Origin of the sequence: Pokkaliibacter sp. MBI-7 (genome assembly GCF_029846635.1) — a bacterium.
Taxonomy (GTDB): domain Bacteria; phylum Pseudomonadota; class Gammaproteobacteria; order Pseudomonadales; family Balneatricaceae; genus Pokkaliibacter.
Genome location: NZ_JARVTG010000002.1, coordinates 1,200,954 through 1,220,849 on the forward strand (window position 1 = coordinate 1,200,954; position 19,896 = coordinate 1,220,849).

At 53.0% G+C, this 19,896-nt stretch carries 14 protein-coding genes and 1 pseudogene; 2 read left to right on the top strand and 13 right to left on the bottom strand.

What is annotated here, in order from left to right; translation table 11 throughout:
- Positions 1–2 precede the first annotated feature (2 nt).
- The 11 genes and pseudogenes from QCD60_RS25180 to nfuA all read right to left on the bottom strand — a co-directional run bounded on the left by QCD60_RS25180 (position 3) and on the right by nfuA (position 13,874).
- The gene (locus QCD60_RS25180; protein WP_279789602.1) at positions 3–680 is read right to left on the bottom strand and encodes a hypothetical protein; all 678 of its coding nucleotides are present in this window, start codon (positions 678–680) and stop codon (positions 3–5) included.
- The gene (locus QCD60_RS25185) at positions 674–4,030 is read right to left on the bottom strand and encodes an N-acetylmuramidase domain-containing protein (RefSeq protein ID WP_279789604.1); all 3,357 of its coding nucleotides are present in this window, start codon (positions 4,028–4,030) and stop codon (positions 674–676) included. Before QCD60_RS25185 ends, QCD60_RS25180 begins: the two co-directional genes overlap by 7 nt.
- 29 nt (positions 4,031–4,059) lie before the next feature.
- Positions 4,060–4,461 (bottom strand): PAAR domain-containing protein, encoded by a 402-nt coding sequence (locus QCD60_RS25190; RefSeq protein ID WP_104154109.1) that lies wholly within the window; start codon positions 4,459–4,461, stop codon positions 4,060–4,062.
- Entirely contained in the window at positions 4,454–5,389 is a 936-nt protein-coding gene (locus QCD60_RS25195; RefSeq protein WP_279789607.1) for a hypothetical protein, read from the bottom strand. Before QCD60_RS25195 ends, QCD60_RS25190 begins: the two co-directional genes overlap by 8 nt.
- The gene (locus QCD60_RS25200) at positions 5,389–6,372 is read right to left on the bottom strand and encodes a hypothetical protein (RefSeq protein WP_279789609.1); all 984 of its coding nucleotides are present in this window, start codon (positions 6,370–6,372) and stop codon (positions 5,389–5,391) included. The genes QCD60_RS25195 and QCD60_RS25200 overlap by 1 nt, the downstream gene beginning before the upstream one ends.
- 170 nt (positions 6,373–6,542) lie before the next feature.
- Positions 6,543–8,336: a type VI secretion system tip protein TssI/VgrG gene (tssI, locus tag QCD60_RS25205; RefSeq protein ID WP_279789611.1), complete on the bottom strand. Its 1,794-nt coding sequence runs from the start codon at positions 8,334–8,336 to the stop codon at positions 6,543–6,545.
- Positions 8,337–8,643: 307 nt separating this feature from the next.
- Complete coding sequence (htpG, locus tag QCD60_RS25210; RefSeq protein ID WP_104154270.1) at positions 8,644–10,548, bottom strand: molecular chaperone HtpG; 1,905 nt, start codon at positions 10,546–10,548, stop codon at positions 8,644–8,646.
- Positions 10,549–10,717: 169 nt separating this feature from the next.
- Positions 10,718–11,443 (bottom strand): DUF599 family protein, encoded by a 726-nt coding sequence (locus QCD60_RS25215; RefSeq protein ID WP_104154113.1) that lies wholly within the window; start codon positions 11,441–11,443, stop codon positions 10,718–10,720.
- A gap of 18 nt (positions 11,444–11,461) precedes the next feature.
- A complete protein-coding gene (locus tag QCD60_RS25220; protein WP_279789615.1) occupies positions 11,462–11,911 on the bottom strand; it encodes a hypothetical protein in 450 nt (149 codons plus the stop codon).
- 486 nt (positions 11,912–12,397) lie between these two features.
- Positions 12,398–12,659: pseudogene (locus QCD60_RS25225) on the bottom strand (transposase); the annotation flags it as partial.
- Between the two features lie 624 nt (positions 12,660–13,283).
- Complete coding sequence (gene nfuA, locus QCD60_RS25230; RefSeq protein ID WP_104151564.1) at positions 13,284–13,874, bottom strand: Fe-S biogenesis protein NfuA; 591 nt, start codon at positions 13,872–13,874, stop codon at positions 13,284–13,286.
- 264 nt (positions 13,875–14,138) lie between these two features.
- Here nfuA and QCD60_RS25235 point away from each other — a divergent pair, with 264 nt between their 5' ends.
- Together QCD60_RS25235 and QCD60_RS25240 are read left to right on the top strand one after the other, a co-directional pair.
- Positions 14,139–15,452, top strand: a complete 1,314-nt coding sequence (locus tag QCD60_RS25235) for an MATE family efflux transporter (RefSeq protein ID WP_279789618.1) — start codon at positions 14,139–14,141, stop codon at positions 15,450–15,452.
- Positions 15,453–15,585: 133 nt separating this feature from the next.
- On the top strand, positions 15,586–16,758 hold the full coding sequence (locus QCD60_RS25240) for a cation:proton antiporter (RefSeq protein ID WP_279789621.1): 1,173 nt from the start codon (positions 15,586–15,588) through the stop codon (positions 16,756–16,758).
- A gap of 147 nt (positions 16,759–16,905) precedes the next feature.
- Here QCD60_RS25240 and QCD60_RS25245 read toward each other — a convergent pair whose 3' ends face one another.
- On the bottom strand, positions 16,906–18,795 hold the full coding sequence (locus tag QCD60_RS25245) for a feruloyl-CoA synthase (protein ID WP_279789623.1): 1,890 nt from the start codon (positions 18,793–18,795) through the stop codon (positions 16,906–16,908).
- 234 nt (positions 18,796–19,029) lie between these two features.
- A complete protein-coding gene (locus QCD60_RS25250; RefSeq protein WP_104151568.1) occupies positions 19,030–19,866 on the bottom strand; it encodes a p-hydroxycinnamoyl CoA hydratase/lyase in 837 nt (278 codons plus the stop codon).
- Positions 19,867–19,896: the final 30 nt, after the last annotated feature.

Sequence of the window (19,896 nt, forward strand, 5' to 3'; positions counted from 1 at the left end):
AACTAAATAATATCATCTATTTTTATCCAGCCTTGATAAATTTTTCCATTGCTAGATTTATAGCTGACATATAGCCAGCCATTTTCATATTTCAATAATTCAACTACATCGTTCTTTACTACATATACTTTACTTTTATTTTCATTCGGTTTTTTTCTCAGATAAGACCTGTCAACATTGATCTGAGCAGTGCAAGTAGATTTACATTCCAATTTAAATATTTTGTCATCGAAAATATTAAATGCATTTCCATAAACACGATCACTATGCAATGGGAGTATATTATCTTGGGCTGATAGCTCAAGATAAGAAAATTCATCTCTAAAAGGTAATCTATACTCTTTATAGACACCTACGATACCATCTTTGTCAAATGATATAGAATATGAATTTATCGGATAGATAAAGCTAATTTTAACCAATCCATGCTGAACATTTGTATCAGTGTAGGAAATCTCGTCAAAAGTAGACAGATCAACCAAATTTTTATAAAGCTTCCTTTGTTGATCAATCGTAACCTCAATACTATAGTGGTCAGTCTCCTTTATTAATAAAACGCATGTTTTTTCATTATTCAGTATGACGTTAAATTCCGAGCCTTTCTCACCACAGCCACTATCAGCGTATGAGAATGAGCTCAATATGAATAAAATCACTACGATTTTTAGATATTTCACCATTGCACCTTTAGAGCATTGTAAGCTCTCTCAATTTTTCCATCATATCCTACTTGGTTAGCTCCGTTATATTTAATGGCAATAGTTAACCAATCTTTTTCTTTCATAGGTTTAACAAGATTTTTTTCCTTTGTCAGGAAAACCTTGTAATACTGAAGATGTTGAAATGCACAGTAATTCTGTGCATCCACAAGCTCTTGAGTTGACTCATAAAGATGATGATAATACTCGCCCATAACTTGAAACTTACCCCAAGAACATGACATATTTGCTGATTTTTCATCCAGCTGTCTTGCTCGAATTAATCTTTCGTACTGTATTTGCTCTGATCCATACTGATAACCTCGTACATACCCATGAACTATTGTGGGTTCATTTATTTCAAGCTCATTAATGGTTTCTTCTTTCATCCCACTTTTACGCAAAAATCTTTTCATATAGTGTCGCTCATACAAAATTTTCGCGTGCTGCTGACCTTTAACGTACTCAGCAAAGGGAGTTTTATCGCCAGTTTCTGCAACAGCTATAGCACGCAGTACCTCGCGCTCAATACCTAACTCAGATGCAAGAGTCTCAAAATCATTTTTTGTAACATCCTTGCGTCCCTCGAAACAGGGGCTGTCTACAATTCCCTGTTCATGGCAATAACATCTTCTTGATCTCCCCAACCACTTCACCAATTCAAACGGCTCAAAATGCCAGAGCCCTTTTTCTGCCTTTATTTCCGGTACCTGACTGAGAAACTCCAGCTTTTCAATACGCTCCACTTCCGTTTTGAATAAGGCCTTGACGCCATCGCTCCAGCCACCGCGCTCTTCGCCGTGCTGACGGCGCTTTTCTACCCATTCTTTGATGGCCTCAATAGTAGGCTGATGCCATTCACTGGGGTGACGGGGAACGATGCGGTTAATCACATCGCGCAGAGAACGGTTTTGAAAGGCCAGCTGCAGCTCAGACAAACTCACTTCACCATCGTGATCGGTGTCGATGGCTTTAAACAATTGCTGAAAAAAGGGCGCCACCACATCGGAATCACTATTGGCATCCTGCTTGTAGAAACCATCCGCGCTGTTATTACTCTCGATCAGGGTTTGATAGCCCAGCTTACGCAGTTCGTACTGGTTGATGACTTCCCCTGCATCGGCGCTGATATATTTGCCCGGTTCGGCGGAGGGATACCACACTTTGCCCTGATCGTCGGTGACCGAGGCACCACTGCTCATCTCGATCAGCATGGGCACACTGGACCCTGCCACTGACTGCTCAAAGCTCACGGGCTGGTGGGTATCGAGCATTTTGGGTTGGCTGCCGCTGCTGCCAGGATCCTTGATGGCCAGATAAATGGGCCGCTGCGGGTCGTCGAGAAGCTTCAGATACTGCTTGCCGACATTGACCTGAGCCGCATTGTCGAGCAAGGCATTGATGGCACTGTCATCGGCGTCGCTGAACAGCTCAAGGTGACTCCAGTAGACGCTGTTAATCTGTTGCCCCGTAGCCGTGGCGGTCTGCACATCGTAGCGACTGAGATAACCCACCGGATCACCCGCTTTGATCGGGATGGGCGGCGAGCAGTGATGCACCTGCGATTCCGCCCCCGGATTGGCATGATCAGGAGGGGCAATGCCCTGATCTTCCACGCTGTTATGAATCTCACCGGGCAGCAACTCCATCCAGAAGCTTTGCCCCTGGGTAGAGCGCCGCCCGTTAAAGCCGGCGAAGGCGTTTTCGTCCAGTACGGTACAGCGAATCAGGTCGCCACGATTGGGGTGAGCACAGCGGCTGGCCGGTTGATAGCGGACGCGTGTGCCTTCCTTAAGCCAGTCCACCGGTGCCTTGGCATCATCAAAGATATTGCGAGTCCCCTTGGTAATACCCTCCCGTTGCTCCACCCAGTACAGCGGCATTGGCTGCGTCGGCTGGGCGACATCCTTGACATGACTCAGCGCTACATAGCCGGTTTGCGGATCGTCATGCCAGCTTTGATCAGCGCTTTGAATGAGTGGTGTCACCCTGACAAAGTCCTGTGCGCCGCTTTTACCTGAAATGATGGCGGACTGGCTGCCACTGGTTCGCCGTACCCGACTGCCTGCAGGCAGGGTTTTGATCGGCATACTGGCCAGAATCAACGGATCACCGCTGCCATCCTGTAAGGCACGCAGGCGGACATTACCAGTCACTTCCATGATGGCCCCTTGCAGCCGGTGTTGCTGTTCCCAGGCTTTATAGTCCTCATAGGGTGCCAGATGCATATAGAGGCTGTAGAAGCGCAGACGATTCTGTTCCCCTTGCGGTTCGGCGGCAGGACTGGCAGGGGCGTTCTGCTGTTCTATCAGATCATCCTCGTGCAGTACGGGAGGAGGTGCAGGCAAAGGCTCCGCACGCAGGTTTTGCTCAATGATATTGAGCGTGTCGCCCACCTGAGCCACCCGACCCTGCGCATTCGCCGGAGCTGCCGCGGCGGTCACCCTGACGGGCAGATAGGTATAACTCTTGCCATTGCGCGTTGCCTTGACCGGCACCTGCGCAATCAGATCCACTACGGAATCCTTGCCCACCTTGATGACGTCATCGCCAGCAGGATCAATGCGGCCGTTGCTGTCCGCTGTCACTACATGGCGGGTCGCCAGCAGGTAGCGGGCCGGCGCATACACGTCGTCACCGATGACCACGGTGCTGCCAGCAGGAGTACTTTCCACTCTGACCTGATAGTAGTCCATGCCGTTGCCGCCTTGCCGGGGCACACCATCAATCACACTGACGCGGCTATTACGGGGCAACTTCCCCTTGTTGCTGGCCTGATCAAATACACTGCTTTCCAGACTGCGGCGAATGGTCAGTGGATCACTCTGGGTGTTGACCAGATAGCTTTCACCGCTTTTTACGGCAATAACGGCAGGCGCTGCGGGTGGGCTGGCCTTGGTCGCGGGCGCCTGCTCTGGATCTTTGCGTTTCGGGCTGAGGTAATCATGGCGTACCAGACAGAAGTCCAGCGAGGTACAAAGCTGGCCTGACTCCGTGGTGCCAGCGTCATTTAGCAGGGGCTGGCGAAAATACTGTTCATTGACGCGATAGGCGATCACTTCGCCATCAGCAATACAGCGCAATGGCATTTGATCTTTATGCTGAGGGAAACTGCGGCTGTTGAGATGAATGCCGCCGTGCCAGAAATTGTTCAGTCCAAACAGATAGAACCCTGCCGGATCAGTGGCGCGTTTGCGCTGAGCTTCATCGACGGTTTTAAAGTCCTTCCCGTCATCCTGCACCACCGGCAATTTGAACTGAGTAGGCTTGGGCTCGGGTTGAGCCTGTGCTTGTGCGCTGCCTGAGTTGTCAGGCGATGTTGCTGTAGTCATCACTGAACATCCTGTTCGTGTTTACACTGTCAATAGCTGAATCCATAGCTATCTTCCGAATTTTGTCCCAGTCGACGGCTGAACGTGTTTTTCTCCTCCGGCTCGTCATGATCGACGTAGCTACCATCCCGACTGTAGCTTTTATTGCCAATCAGGACCGTGCCGTTCCCTGCCACGATCTGGCCGCCATGTGCGGTTGCATCCCCCATGCGTGCAGCTGGCAAGCCATTAATAAAGACGGTGGCTGAGCCTTCGACGATAGTGTCAGGTGGGCCGTTGCATACCAGCTTGTCGCCCAACCTTGCTGCTGGCAGCCCGCCAATCAGGACATTGGCTGAGCCAGCCGCGACTGGGCCGCCGACATGAGGCGTATCGCCACAGTACGCTGGGCATGTATGAAAGTGGGATACCGTAGCTGCCGGTTTACCCATGATAAAACCTCCGTTGTCCGATACTGTCATTCCCTTTGGCCGTGTGCCAAAGCACACCACCACACCAGCCTTGCTCGGCAAGATCAATCTGAAGTACTGACGCCCCGCCTGACATCTCACACAGCGGGAGCTGTTGCGCTATCAGCCATCCTTTTAGCAAAGGCGCCAGACTGCCAAGCCGTCCCCACGGCAACAGGGGAATCTGCATTTGTACATTCGCTTCGCCTGTATCGAGAGCACGCCACAGGCTGCCGAACTGGCGTACGGATATAAGCCCTTCAAGGGGGTCGCTAACGAGCACATTAATCTGGCCAGACTCGTGTTTACGCAATGCCTCAGCCAGACAGGCCAGGCCTGCATCAGGGTGAAAGTGCCGACGCTGTTGCGAAACGCCATGCCAGGTGCAGCGCAAGCCACACTCCTGACTCAGGCTCGCGCGTATCAGCAGATAGCCTTCTGTGCATACCTGCCCCGCCTCGGTCGGCAGAGGAGAATCCAACGCTAATAGCCAGACATGAGAATAGTGCTGCAACAGCCATTGTAGCCGTGCAAGGCACAATGCTAACGAGGCGGCCCCAGCAAAGTAGGGATAAATCTGTTCACCTTGCCTGAGCGCAATACGGCCACTACACCCTAGCCAATGCTCAGCAAAAGCCTGATGCCCGGCCAGCAGCGCAGGCATCAGCATCAATACCGGCTGCCCGTCCAGCGCCGCCAGAACATGGTGATCCACTACAGCAAGCAAGGACTCGATCCGCTTATGCGGACTAATCTCTGCGGGCAAAGCCGCACAGGGAAGCAATCGATAGGCGCTCCCTTGCCAGGATGCAGGCAGTGGTGCTGTCTGAGGCGCTTGCAGAAAAAATGCCGGATGACTGGCACCGCCGACAGACATAGCTTCGACCGTCATCTGTAGTGCTGGTCTCATCACAGCCCACCACCTAACGCTGTCGGACTAAGCCATTTATCTGATATGCCCTGCCTGTTCCAGAAATCAGCCAGTGCCTGGCGATGCCCCTGATACCCACTGTGCCAGAGTGAATCCACATCCCTACTGGTCAGATCCATACCATTGAGCAGCCCTTCTGCCAGCTCAGATTGATGAGCTGTAAACCAGGCGGACAAAGGCTCTTTCAGCTGACGTGCAGAAGTGTCGTGCTCTTCTCCTTCACCGAACAATGCAGCAAAGAGGCTCGCTGGCAACGCAGCCCCGGCGATAAGCCAAATCTGACGGCGTGCAGTTCCGACTGTATCTCCTGCAATCTGCCTGATTGCATCGCGCAGCTGATACTTGTTCAGTGGCTGCACCCCGAACCAGGGCAATGCAGACGATTCAGGCTGTAATGCCCAGTGCTCTATAGCCGCACTGCCACCCCAGCGATATAAGAGCTGTGGGGACAGCCTTTGCGCTCGCTGTAAACGCAGTAATCTCTCTTCACCCAATGGCAACGGACTACCTTGCTCCAGCTGCTGCTCCACCACCAGCATGTCTTCAACGAGCTGATCGTCATCATAAAGCGCGACGATGTCATCCAGAGTGTCGGTATTTTTTAGTCCGGGGCACGCATGGCACATTTGCAGCCACAGCGTTGCAAAAGACCAGGACGACAATGCCAGCTGATCAGGCTGCATCCCCCACAGGGCGTATAGCCTGACGAGCCAGCGATTGAAATGACCCGTTTTGAATCCCGCTCGGTAGGCATGGCAGCTCTTAACTATCTGTGCGGGAGGTATGCTATAAGTGCGCAGCCATAGCTGAGTCAGATACAGCAGATTATTCAGGCTCAAACGATGGCTAAGCGTTGCCAGATGCTCCAGCGCTGAGATGTCTGCAGACAGTAAAAGTTGCAGCTCCGGCTCTGCTTCCAGCAACACAGACGGCTTGATGAACTGACAGCTGGTTTTCAGCAACGTGAGAATCCTGCTGTCTATAGTCTGCAACTGCGATAAATGCAAAAAGGGATTCGCAGAGCAACGTAAACGCTGTTCTATCCCTTCCTGCAGAAAACCAAGCATTGGCTCCCCATCCATGGGATTACGCTCCGTGTAGCAGTGATGAGCTTCAACTATTCAGATGAACTTCAACTATTCAATTGAATACTGGAGGCTTTCTTGACGATGGTGGTGCCCTTCTCAGACAAATTGTTCCCTTCGATATTGATGGTGCCGTCACTCTTCAGGGTGATCTTGGCACTGCCTACCTCCAGCCGGATCTCACTGCCTGCCTTCAGGGTAAGTACCTTGCCTACCTCGAGCGTATCGTTGTTCTTGATGGTGCTTTGCCTGTCTTTGCCGACCTCCAGCAGCATGTTGTTTTTCACCAATCCCTGCTGATCGCGCTCAGCCTGAGTGAAAAACAGTTCCTGTCCTTTCAGGTCCTCAAACATCAGGGCATTGTAGTTGTCTTGTCCCCCTTCTTTGCTGGAGCGTGAAATAAAGCCGCTCTGCGTTTTTCCATCGGGCAGCGCAATAGGATGAACATTTGAGCCGTTATAAACACTGCCGGTGATCAGAGGCTGGTCAGGATCCCCTTCAAGGAACTGCACGATTACCTCATCACCAATACGGGGGAAAAAGAACGCACCTCGTCCGTTGCCAGCCCACATTTGCGACAACCTGACCCAGCAGGAACTTTGCTGCTCCGCATCCCAGTGGAAGCTGACATGAATACGACCGTACTGGTCAATATGGATTTCCTCACCGTCCTTGCTGTTGGCTTCCGCCACTACGCGGGCAGTCTGCACACCGTGAATCAGCGGTTTCTGTGCAGCGCGCATGGGTCGGAAGGCGATCTCACTGGGCAGCACCGTCAGGGCATTGCTGTAGCTATCCCCTTCCTGCCCCTGCTCGCCGATATTGTTTGCAGAGGACGCCTCGATATGAATAGTGGAAATCACATAGGACTTCCCTACCTCGCTGTCATCTTCGTGGCGGTTGAAACGGAATATCCCTCCGGGAAAGAAAGAGCGGCAGTTGGACTCCGCTCTGCCATGCATTTGCTGTAGCTGCTGCGCTTCCAGTTGTGTCTGTGCGGTCGTGGCGGTACGGCTGATATTCTCGGCCTCCGCAATATACTCATAAACCTCAGTAACACCCTGCTGCTCGGCCAGCTCAGCGTTTTGCGGCTGAGCCTGGGGGAAGGCAGACGGTGCCAGAGAGTTATATCCTCTCTGCCGCACACCACCACTATCAACCTGATGGCATCCAGACCAGGTATAGATATGAGCCTCTGCCAGTTCCCCGGTGAAGTAAGCGACCTGTGATTCCAGACACTCGGTGTAGACAGAGACCTCATCTGCCAGCACAAAGGTATGTTCGCCATCGTTATGTTCAATCAGAAAGAAGATACCTTCATGCTGCAGCAGGCGATAAACGAAATCCCAGTCAGATTCACCGTACTGCACCTTATAGACGAAGTTGGGATAGCTGCGGGTGGTGCGATCATCCACCTTTACCCCATGCTCCTGAAGCACTTGAGTCACGATCTGCAGCGGTGAAAGATTCTGAAAGATGCGGGACTGTTGGCGCTGCTTCAGGAAGTAGGCGCGTGGCACGATGGTGATCTGATAATCCCTGAACACCTCATCAATGGCCTCCGCAGGCGTCCGCGAGCCAAGTGAAGCAACAGCGAGCACCACGCCATTGTAGTAGCGCTGATCCATCAGCCCGTAGTCGGCGTAGATAGGAATAGTCACGGTAACGGGCTGACCGAGCAGTTGTCTGGGGTCGACCGCTGCGGCGTTGGTGTGGGCGTAGGCAACGATACGGCTGAGTTGTGAGAGCCCTTCGTCAATGACCACCTTTTCCAGATAGAGCTGATCTGTACCAAGAGGCGTAGAAATCGTGATGTGTTTATCCGACTGGATAGCACGCATAGCTGTTCTTCCCTGTGCCAATCACACTGCTGTGATACTTTCCCTGCTTTGCCATCTGTACGATAGCCAGCTTTCAATAGGTTGCCTGACAGGCTGAGATGCAGACGCTATCTATGGCCTCGCCAATCAAGCACGATATGTAACAAACGAAAGATAATACTTTTCAATATGTAATTTTCAATAGCGGTTTCGTACTTCCTTAATCTGCACGGCTTCTTCCCTCCCAACACTGCGTCTAAGCCACAAAACAAAATGCCCACCAGAAGGTGGGCATCGGGAACGCAGTCATTAACTCGCTTTACGCTGGTTAAGCACTCATTTCCAATAGCAGCTTGTTCAGACGGCTGACATAGCTTGCAGGGTCCTTCAGCGTCTCGCCTGCGGCCAGGGCAGCCTGGTCAAACAGGATATGGGTCAGATCGGCAAAGCGGTCTTCGTCAGGTTCCTGATCCAGTTTTTCCAGCAGCGGATGGGTCGGATTGATCTCGAAAATCGGTTTGGCTTCCGGCATGCTCTGCCCTGCCGCTTCCATGATCTTGCGCATCTGCATGCCCATATCGTTGTCGCCGATGACCAGCACCGCCGGTGAGTCAGTCAGACGATGGGATACGCGCACTTCTTCAACCTGATCGGTCAGCGCATCCTTAATGCGTTTAACCAGATCTTCACGGGTCTTGGCCACTTCTTCCTGTGCTTTCTTCTCGTCTTCACCTTCCAACTGGCCCAGATCAAGATCGCCACGAGTGATATCAACAAAGGCCTTGTCTTTGTACTCGCTCAGGTAGCTCATCATCCACTCGTCGATGCGGTCCGTCAGCAGCAGGACTTCAATGCCCTTCTTGCGGAACACTTCGAGGTGTGGGCTGTTCTTGACCTGGCTGAAGCGCTCACCGGTGAGATAGTAGATCTTGTCCTGACCTTCGCCCATCCGCTCAAGATAAGCATCCAGAGCAACGGTCTGATCTTCGGTGTTGGCATGAGTCGAGGCAAATCGCAGCAGGCCTGCCACTTTTTCACGGTTGCTGGTGTCTTCAGCTGGACCTTCTTTCAGTACCTGACCGAAGGTCTTCCAGAATGTGGTGAACTTCTCAGGCTCGTTTTTCGCCAGTTTTTCCAGCATATCCAGCACACGTTTGGTCAGTGCTGACTTCATGCTGTCGATTGCAGGATCTTTTTGCAGAATCTCGCGGGAAACGTTCAGTGACAGATCACTGGAGTCCACCACACCTTTGATAAAGCGCAGGTACAGCGGCAGGAACTGATCCGCCTGATCCATGATAAATACGCGCTGAACGTAAAGCTTCAGCCCTTTGGGCGCTTCACGATTCCACAGATCAAAGGGTGCCTGACTGGGCACATACAGCAGGCTGGAATATTCCAGTTTGCCTTCAACCTTGTTATGGCTCCAGGCCAGCGGGTCCGTGTAGTCGTGGGCGATATGCTTGTAGAACTCGGTATATTCCTCGTCCTTCACTTCGCTGCGGTTACGGGTCCAGAGCGCGGTCGCCTTGTTTACCGATTCCCACTCGGGTGCTTTTTCTTCTTCCTGCTCTTCGCCGAAGTTATCTTTCAGCATTTCTACAGGGACAGAAATATGATCGGAGTATTTGCGTACCAGTGAACGCAGCTTCCAGCTGTTAGCGAAGTCTTTCTCACCCTCTTTCAGATGCAGCACAATGCGGGTTCCGCGTTCAGCAACATCCAGCGTGGCGATAGTAAAGTCACCTTCACCCTGCGAAGACCAGTGCACACCCTCGCTGCTGTCCACACCCGCCTTACGGGTGAACACGTCAACCTTGTCGGCAACGATAAACGCAGAGTAGAAACCCACACCGAACTGACCAATCAGCTGGCTGTCCTTACGCTGGTCGCCAGACAGATTTTTGAGGAAATCAGCGGTGCCTGATCTGGCAATGGTTCCCAGGTTGTCGATGACATCCTGACGGCTCATGCCGATACCATTGTCAGCGATAGTGACCGTACCTGCCTGCTCATCAAAGCTCAGGCGCACTTTCAGTTGCGGGTCATTTTCATACAGGCCGTCCTGATGCAGCGCCTGAAAGCGCAGTTTGTCGCAGGCATCGGAAGCGTTAGAAATCAATTCGCGCAGGAAGATCTCCTTGTTGGAATACAAGGAATGGATCATCAAGTGCAGCAGCTGTTTAACTTCGGTCTGAAAACCAAGGGTTTGAGATTGAGTTTCAGTGGTCATGAACTGCCCCATCCAAAAGAATCTTGTCGGCGGAAGTCACAGCCCGCTTCCACTATGGAAGCGAGCCAGCAAATTTGAGTGACTGCCAAGATGGGGGTCAGGAATCAGGTTTCAAGGCCTGAGGCAGGCAGAAAAGATTCAACGTGCAGAAAGATACGAGCCATAGCGGTCAAATACGGCTTGGATCGCTGGTAACCAGCTCCTGTAACGTACTGGAGCGGAACTCGCGCTGATACAGCACGTAAACCACCAGTGTAGCCGAACACATCAGCAGCCAGGGGCTGATAAACCAGCCCAGTAACGCCAGGCCGAAGTAATAGGAACGCAGGCCAAAATTGAAGTTATTGGCGGCCATGGAGCAAATCTTCGCTGCCCGGGCAGCCAGAATCTGCCGCTCTTTGTCACTGACACTGAGGTCTCGCGGCATCGGCGCACCACCGATCAGCACCGAGCAAAAACCATACTGACGCAGACTCCAGGTGAATTTGAAAAAGGCATAAACGAACAGGCAGATCATGACCAGCAGCTTGAGCTCCACCTCTGCCTGAGTCGAGGGCTGTACCAAAGGCAGGTCATGCAACAAATTGAGCGCTTTCTCCGAAGTTCCCATCAGCGTCAGAATACCCGCTACGATCAGCATGGTCGAAGACGCAAAGAACGATACACTCCGCTCAAGATTGGCAATCAGACTCATGTCTGCAATGCGGTTATCGCGCTCCAGCATGCGCTTCATCCAGTCATAGCGATAAAGATGCATGATAGAGGCCAGACTGGCAGTAGTGCGGGTTTTGTGAATGGCGTAGTGGGTATAACCCCTGAAACAGATTAAAAACCAAGCCAATGCCAACAGATTCTGCCAGTTCACGCTGGACCAGATGGCTACAACTTTTTCCATAGATTTAAAGTGATGTCCTTAGGCTCTTTTACGTTGGGGCGGCGTCTGCTTTTCAAGCTGGTCAGCGTCTTCAGCAACGGCATCATCCAGATCAGGCTCGAAATAACGGATAACATCCGCATAAGACAGGGCTTCACCTAATTCCTGATGCAAACGGATCAGGTGCAGCCTCAACAGGTTTTTAGAGTAGTCGAGTAACGCAGGCGAGGTGAGATGCCGTCTCGAAGGCATCTCCGCATGCAACCGCTGATAGACACGCAGATAATCCAGCATGATGTGATGCTGGTTTCTGGCAAGAATTCGGAAGTTACCCAGAGGCGCAGGTGTAAAGAGCCTCTGTCTCCGATAACGGAACAATGCCTCCTGAGCAGCCTCTGCATTGGCAAAAGTACGTGGCAGGAAGGTTGCATCCATCACCCACAGGGTTGACCACTCACCTTCCACCTTCTGCTCGACCTGATACGCCACTGCCCTGTCTCCCTTCCGCATTCGTTGTACTAGAGTCTGAAAATAGTCACCTGTTGATCAAAACCGATACAGCTCAACAAGCATAAATGCCGATAGAAAATGTGCAATGAAAAAGGGGCGTCATGATGAGATCCATGGCACTTCAAACAACCACTGCGAGGATGCTCCTCTCTGCAGATTGAGATCACCAATCAAAGCACATTGAAGATAAGTACGCGTTGAAATGTGATTTAAAAACAAAAGGCGGTCTAAAGCCGCCTCAGGATACTGACAAACCCCGGTCATTTTGATCAGGGTTTTGTTTTTCTGCCGTGTACTGCAACGTTTCCGCCGCTGAGTTCAGCAAAGCGTGGGGCGGAGAATACGGGAGGTAAGTAGCGCTCTACCGGGATAGAACGGTGCTTGAGAACGGCATTAAGGGAACTCGCCCGCTCAGGCCGTGAGGAGCCACAATGACACCTCGGACTCGTTGAAGCGGCGGCGTCAGTTCTGACGCAGCGTTGAGGCATCGGGCACCTTGTCGGTGAGATTCAGACACAGGAACCAGCAATAGGCGACGTTGACCTGCACATCGCGACTCAGCTGGCGTTCACTGCGCACACCGTAGAGATAACCGAGGAACAGCAGCTTGAACCGTCGGATCGAGCGCGGGCCGGCCGTTGCCCCTGCAGTTGAGGTCTTTAACCAGCTCATGGATGAAGCTGAAATCGATGACCTTGTCGATCTTGCGCAACAGGTGATCGGCGGGGGCATGGCCCATTATAAGAAGCCCCCGCCCGGGGACGAGGACTTTGTCAGCAGTCTGAATGGCCTTCGGGCCATTTTTTTATTCTGCAACAGGTGAAGGAAAACTCTCATCTCAGTACACCCTCATCGCATACAACCGCGTACAACGGAAAACAATAAGCAAGGAGATATAACAAAGAGGCAGAGCATTGCGCTCTGCCTAAGGAAGGGAAAAATCCATTTCAAAAACGTAGGTTAACGATTTGGCGGTTTTACACACTTACCTTTTGATGGAAGGTTGGTCTTAACACCTGTCAGGTAACAGGGATGCAGCCCTAAGGCTGCATCCGCCTTCAGTTTCGCCTTGCTCTTTGCTCAACAGACACTCGCTGTATGACACTATCCCCAACGGGGAGCATAACGGACGAAGCTGACAGCTATAGGTATAGCAAAGCACGACAAATTGTACACTTTTTGAACATATCAATTTTTCATATAGGCTTTATGTTTTGAGCACAATTCGCTCATTAGCCGTTACCCACTTCGCTCATTAGCCGTTACCCACTTCGCTGTGAAGCAATGCCCCGGATAACAAAAAGCCCATCACAACGGATGGGCTTCTGGTCATTCAGGCAAGCAATCAGGCTTACTGATAGTAGGCATTTTCCTTGACAGTGTGGTCGGTTACGTCGCGTACAGCTACCAGGCCTGCAACACGTTCGATCAGCGTCTTTTCTACACCTTCCTTGAGGGTCATATCAACAGCGCTGCACCCCTGGCAACCACCGCCGAACTTGAGAATAGCCACTTTACCGGACGTTTCTTCCTCCAATCGCACCAAGCTCACCTCACCACCGTGGCTGGCGAGACCTGGGTTAATTTCACTATAGAGAATGTAGTTGATCTGGTCTTCGATAGGACTATCTGCACTGACTTTAGGCATCTTGGCATTCGGCGCCTTGATGGTCAGCTGGCCACCCATACGGTCAGTGGCATAATCCACCACGGCTTCTTCCAGAAAAGGCAGGCTGTTCGGCTCAACGTAGAGACGGAACTGAGTGTATTCAGTCACATCATCGGTAGGGATAACTTCTTCGGGACGGCAGTACGCAAGACAGGTTTCTGCATAGGGCGTGCCTGGCTGAGTGACGAAAATGCGAACGGCCATCCCTTCCACATTCTGCTTCTCCAGCAACGTCGCCAGATAGTCCTGTGCACTTTCAGTAACGGTTAACATAGCATCCCCTTTGTACGAGTACTGCTTTGTACTCATTGGAACAGGTCAAGACGGGCATTATATCTGCTCACTATCTTGATAAATATCACGGTCTTGCCGGGTATTTTAAGGTACGAAATTCAATTTATAAACCCTACCTATTTACTAGGTTATTATCTTTTTTCCGGCAACCTCAGCACTCTGATAGAATGGCGGCCTTTTACCTGACAACTGTCCCGTATGCCCCTATTTCGATTCCCCCTGCTACGTTCACGTGGAATCAATTTGCGTTACCGCAAATTGCTCAGCCTCAGTCTGCCTATCGTTGGCAGTATGCTGTCCCAGAGCCTGATGAATCTGGTAGATACCGCTCTGGTCGGACGTTTAGGCGAAGATGCACTGGCTGGCGTAGGAGCAGGCAGTTATGCCATTTTCCTGGCGACAGCCCTGTTATTGGGACTGGCCTCTGCCGTACAGGCCAACATTGCCCATGCCTGCGGTGCAGAAGATCAGCAGCAACAGCGCGCGGTACTCAGCAACGGTATGCTGCTGGGGCTGTTGATGAGCCTGCTGGTCGTCGGGCTGTTCTGGGCAATCAAGACACCGCTGCTGCACTGGATCACCATCCATGCCAGCGTACAGGCCATCGCCGAACCTTACTTTGACTGGCGTATTCTGGGTTTGCCCGCCGTTGCCATGAGTCTGGTGTTTCGCGGTGTGCTGAATGGCTCCCACCAACCTGGCACCTTTCTGAAGTGGCTGGCGCTGACCCATCTGCTCAATGCCAGTCTGAGTTTCTGCCTGATATACGGACATGCGGGCTTGCCGGAAATGGGCGCTGCAGGCGCGGGGCTGGGCACGACCATTTCACTCTACGTCGGTAGCCTCGCTTACGGGCTATTGGTGGTACGCACCCTACGCCCATCCTGTCGCCTGCTCTCCCTGACGCTTCTGCGTACCATGCTGGGTTATGTCATTCCCCATTCGGCACAGCAGCTGTCCTTTGCGTTGAGTCTCACCGTACTGTTCTGGATCATCGGCCTGCTCGGCACGGCCCAGCAAGCCATTGCCCATGTACTGATGAATCTGTCACTACTGCTGATTCTGCCCGGCGTCGGTCTGGGGATGGCCTGCACAACACTGGTTGGCCATGCACTTGGCCGCAATCATCCCGACGCGGCTTATCGCTGGGGCATTGATGGCGTCAAGACAGCCTTCGTCGTGCTGCTGGTACTTGGCATACCGCTCTGGTTGTTCCCTTCCTTCCTGCTGAGTCTGTTTCTGCCGCAGAGCAACCTCATTGCCGCTGCCAGCCCGCTGCTGATCATCACCGCCCTGATGCTGGCGCTGGATGCCGCCTCCCTGGTGCTCAATCAGGCACTGTACGGCGCAGGTGCCGGGCAGATGTCCATGACCATCAACATCATCAGCCAGTGGTGTTTCTTTTTGCCCCTGGCCTGGCTGTTTGGTCCCATTCTGGGTGGCGGGCTGCTGGCCATCTGGCTGGTACAGTTCGCTCAACGTTGTATAAACTCGGGCTTGTATACGTGGATCTGGCGACAGCGCCACTGGCAGCCCCAGCCTGCCGGCCTTGACTGAATTGATTAGAACGTAATCACGGTTTCATGAAGCTGACTCAGACAGGGCAATCACGGCCTGCGACTGGCGGCAACAGATCGTAAATACGTTCTTACGAGTATCCGCAAACCTACTTGTCAGGATGAAGTAGCGTATGGAACAACACCTGATTTACTCGTTCTTTCTAATCTTTGCCGGCGCCGCCGTGCTGGCCTCCATCGCGCTGTATACCCGACAGCCGCTACTGGTTGCCTACATTGCCCTCGGTGCAGCCTTCGGCCCCTACGGTTTTGCCTGGGTGTCTGATATCAAGCTGCTGGATGAAATCTCCCATATCGGCATTATCTTCCTGCTGTTTCTGCTCGGTCTCGATATGCAGCCTTCCCACCTGTTGCACATGCTGCGAAAGGCAACTCTGGTAGCGGTGCTCAGCTCTATCGCCTTTGCTGCTATGGGCTATGCGGTGGGTGTGGGATTTGGCTTTACCCAGACCGAAAGCCTGATCATCGGGCTGGCGATGATGTTCTCCAGCACTATCGTCGGCATCAAGCTGCTACCGACTACCGTACTCCATCACAAGCACACGGGTGAGCTGGTAGTGGGTCTGCTGCTGCTACAGGATGTGATTGCCATCATCGTCCTGCTGGGTATGTATTCAGGCGACACCTCGGCAGAATCTTCAGGAGGCTGGCAGTACCTCAAGACCTTGCTGGCACTGCCGCTGATGAGTGGTTTTGCCTATCTGTTCGTACGCTTTGTACTGCTCAAACTGATCCAGAAGTTTGACCGCTTCCACGAATATATCTTTCTGGTGGCCATCGGCTGGTGCCTGGGTATGGCAGAGGGTGCCCAGTTTCTGGGCCTGTCGGCAGAAATGGGTGCGTTTGCTGCCGGTGTGGTACTGGCCACCAGCCCGATCTCGCAATATATCGCTACCAGTCTGAAGCCCCTGCGCGACTTCTTCCTGATCCTGTTCTTCTTCTCCATTGGCGCCAGCTTCAACCTCGGCCTGATCAGCAAGATTCTGCTGCCATCACTGGTCATGGCGGCACTGGTACTGACGTTGAAGCCGGTGATTTTCCGCGGCTTGCTGACACGCATCAGTGAAGACTCCAAGATGGGCTGGGAAATTGGTTTTCGTCTGGGACAGGTGAGCGAGTTCTCGCTGTTGATAGCCTATCTGGCCACCGACCTGAATATGATCGGTATCGAAGCCTCCCACGTCATTCAGGCCACTGCGATTCTGACTTTCCTGTTGTCATCCTATATTGTCGCTTTCAACTTTCAGTGTCCGATTGCCATTCCCGATCATCTGCGCCGGGACTAGCCAGGGTATTCACCAGAGCGTTATAGCCATAAAAAAGGGCAGACTCAGTCTGCCCCAACAGGTGTAACGCACTGCAAAATCGTCGCGAAGAGCACTGTAAGACGGCGCTCTAGAAACCAAGAACGTCCTTACACCCGCCCCTTCGCACTATTTAGCAGCCACAATCATTCGCTGATCCTCGCCGCTATACATGCTCTCGATCAAGGCGGCACGTCGTGTCAGCACCGCACGCTGGTTGATCGAACCCTTATCGGTGATTTCATGCTGATCGACTGAAGGCGGCTCCACCAGCAGATGCAGAAACGCAATACGGGTAGCCGAGCCGGTCGCACTCAGGTTGAGCTTCGCCATCAACGCCGCAAATACTGCACGCACCGGCTCACTGTCGAGAATCTGCTGTGCCGGGCTGCCAGCCGGTAACCCCGCCAGCTTCTGACAATGCTCCAGACGCGGGAAGATCATCACGCCGATGTCATCGCGATTCATGCCGGTAATGACGGCATCCTGAACGTAGGGTGCACCCTGACTGATCAGCCGCGCACGCATCGGCCCGACACTGACGAAGGTTCCCGAGCTGAGTTTGAAGTCTTCGGTGATACGGCCATCGAAGGCCAGACCATATTCTGGGTGATTGTCGTCCGCCAGCTTGATGGCATCACCACTGCAGTAGTACCCCTCTTCATCGAACACTTCCGCCGTTTGCTCTGGCATGCGCCAGTAGCCAGGCATTACGTGAGAGCCTCGAAAACGTGCCTCGGCTTTGTCACCCATCGGCACCACCTTGACCTCACACCCGGGCGCGGGCAACCCCACATAGTTGGCGAACATCAGGGGGCCGGTAGTGAAGGTGCAGGATGGCGATGTTTCAGTCATCCCAAGTCCACTCATGATGCGAATACGCTCGCCACAGTGGCTTTCACTGACGGCATCGAGGCGATCCCATGCCGCCTGCGACAGCCCGGCACCAGCAAAGAAAAACAGCTTCATTCGGGAAAAGAACTTCTCTCTCAGACTGGCGTCATCATTCAGTGCATCGGTCAGCAGCTCCCAACCTTTGGGTACGTTGAAAAACACCGTCGGGCTGATGTCATGGAGATTACGCAGCGTGGTAGCAAAGCCCTTCTCCGTCGGTTTGCCCTCATCAATGTAATAAGAACCACCGTTATACAGTGCAATGCCGACGTTATGGCTGCCGCCAAAGGTGTGATTCCACGGCAACCAGTCAAGCAGCACCGGAGCCTCCTCGCCAAAGCAAGGGAAGGTCTGCAGCAGCATCTGCTGGTTGGCACACAGCATCTGATGCGTGGTAATGACCGCTTTGGGTAGCTTGGTCGAACCGGAGGTAAACAGAAACTTGGCGATCTGCTCAGAAGTAATGCGTTCGTTGGCCTCATCCACACTGTGCGCCGTGGTTGCCAGCAATTCCGCAAAGGCAGTGGTCGGACGGTCAGCAATATTTCCGCGCGCCAGCACCACTTCGACATCGTCCGTCACCACAGCATGAATCGCTCTGGCAAAAGCATCACCATCCGTCGCATAGACCATACCCGGTGTCAGCAGCTCGATGGCATGACGCAACTTGCCGAAATCTTCCGACAACAGCGAGTAGGACGGTGACAACGGACAAAAGGGAATACCGGCGTACATGGCTCCCATCGCCAGCTGCAAATGCTGGATATCATTACCGGACAGAATCAGCAAAGGCCGGTCAGCAGACAGGCCACGATCCAGCAGCGCCTGACCAATACTGCGCGCGTGCTGCACCATTTGTGCATAGCTAACCTCACGCCACTGCCCATCCGCATCACGCTCGGCAATCAGCGTACGGTCAGGATGCTGACTGGCGCCTTGCTGCAGTCGGTCAGTCAGGCAACGAGGGTAAGGCTGTAAAGGTTCTCTGGACAGAAATCGCCAGACGCCCTCGGCGTCTTGTGTCACCTCCACTGGTGCAGAACCAATGGTTACATCGCGATAGCGGACAGCAGTCTGCAGTTCCGGCTGGCGACCGGGCTGTCTCGCCGCATGGATGGCATTCATGTGTCTTCCTCCCTGGGGCGCAGCATGGCTGCACCTGCGGTGACTACATGGAAACTGCCTGACCGGCTTGCCTGAAGATGTTGAAAAGTCGCCACGAACACGATGGCAGTCTGTCGATCAACACCCCTCGCCGGGGGCACTTTTATTCTTGTTGAATTGATCTTGGCTCTGGTTGCGTCGCTGCGCGCTCAGCGGGATGCCCCGGCATGCTGTCAGGACATCCTTCCCGGCGCCTCAGCCGCGACGCTTGTAGGTCTGCAGCCCGGGTTTGATGGTCTTGTCATCAAGGAACTGTTTCAGCCCTTCTGCACGGCCGCGCTCCGGGTCGCGATGAATTGACTGATCGACCTTGGCATACAAATAGTCTTCGTTCTGATCCCAGGTCAGCTCACGGCAGCGTTTGAAGCCATGTTTGGCAAACCGCAGCACCACCGGATTTTTCTCCAGCAGCTTGACCGCTACCTGACGCACTTCTTCTCGCAGCTGCGCCAGTGGCACGCTCTTGTTGACCAGTCCCATCTCTGCTGCTTCCTGACCGGTGAAGGTGTCGCCGGTCATGATGTAATACAGCGCCTGCCGGTGGCCCATAGTATCAGCAACGGCCTTGCTGACCAGATTGCCGGGAGGAATACCCCAGTTGATTTCTGACAGACCGAATACCGCCTCATCCGCCGCATAGGCCAGATCACAGGCAACCAGCGGAGAGAAAGCACCACCGAAGCACCAGCCGTTGACCATGGCAATCGTGGGTTTGGTGTAGAAGCGCAGCAACTTCCATTGCCACTCGGAGCAGTCACGGCGCATACGCTCCTGCCACACGTCAGACTTCCCGTCGGTTTCGCGGAAATACTCCTTGAGGTCCATCCCCGCCGACCAGGATTCCCCTGCCCCCGTCAGTACCAGTACCTGAGCTTCGTCATCCAGCTCCAGCGTCTCCAGTACATCAATCATTTCCCGGTTCAGTGTCGGGCTCATGGCATTGCGCTTTTCCGGACGGTTGAGCGTCACCCAGGCAATGCCTGATTCCACTTCAACCGTAACGGTATTCCAGCGCGATAGGTAATTACTCATAATGTCAGCCCTCTGATGTTGTTGTTAACG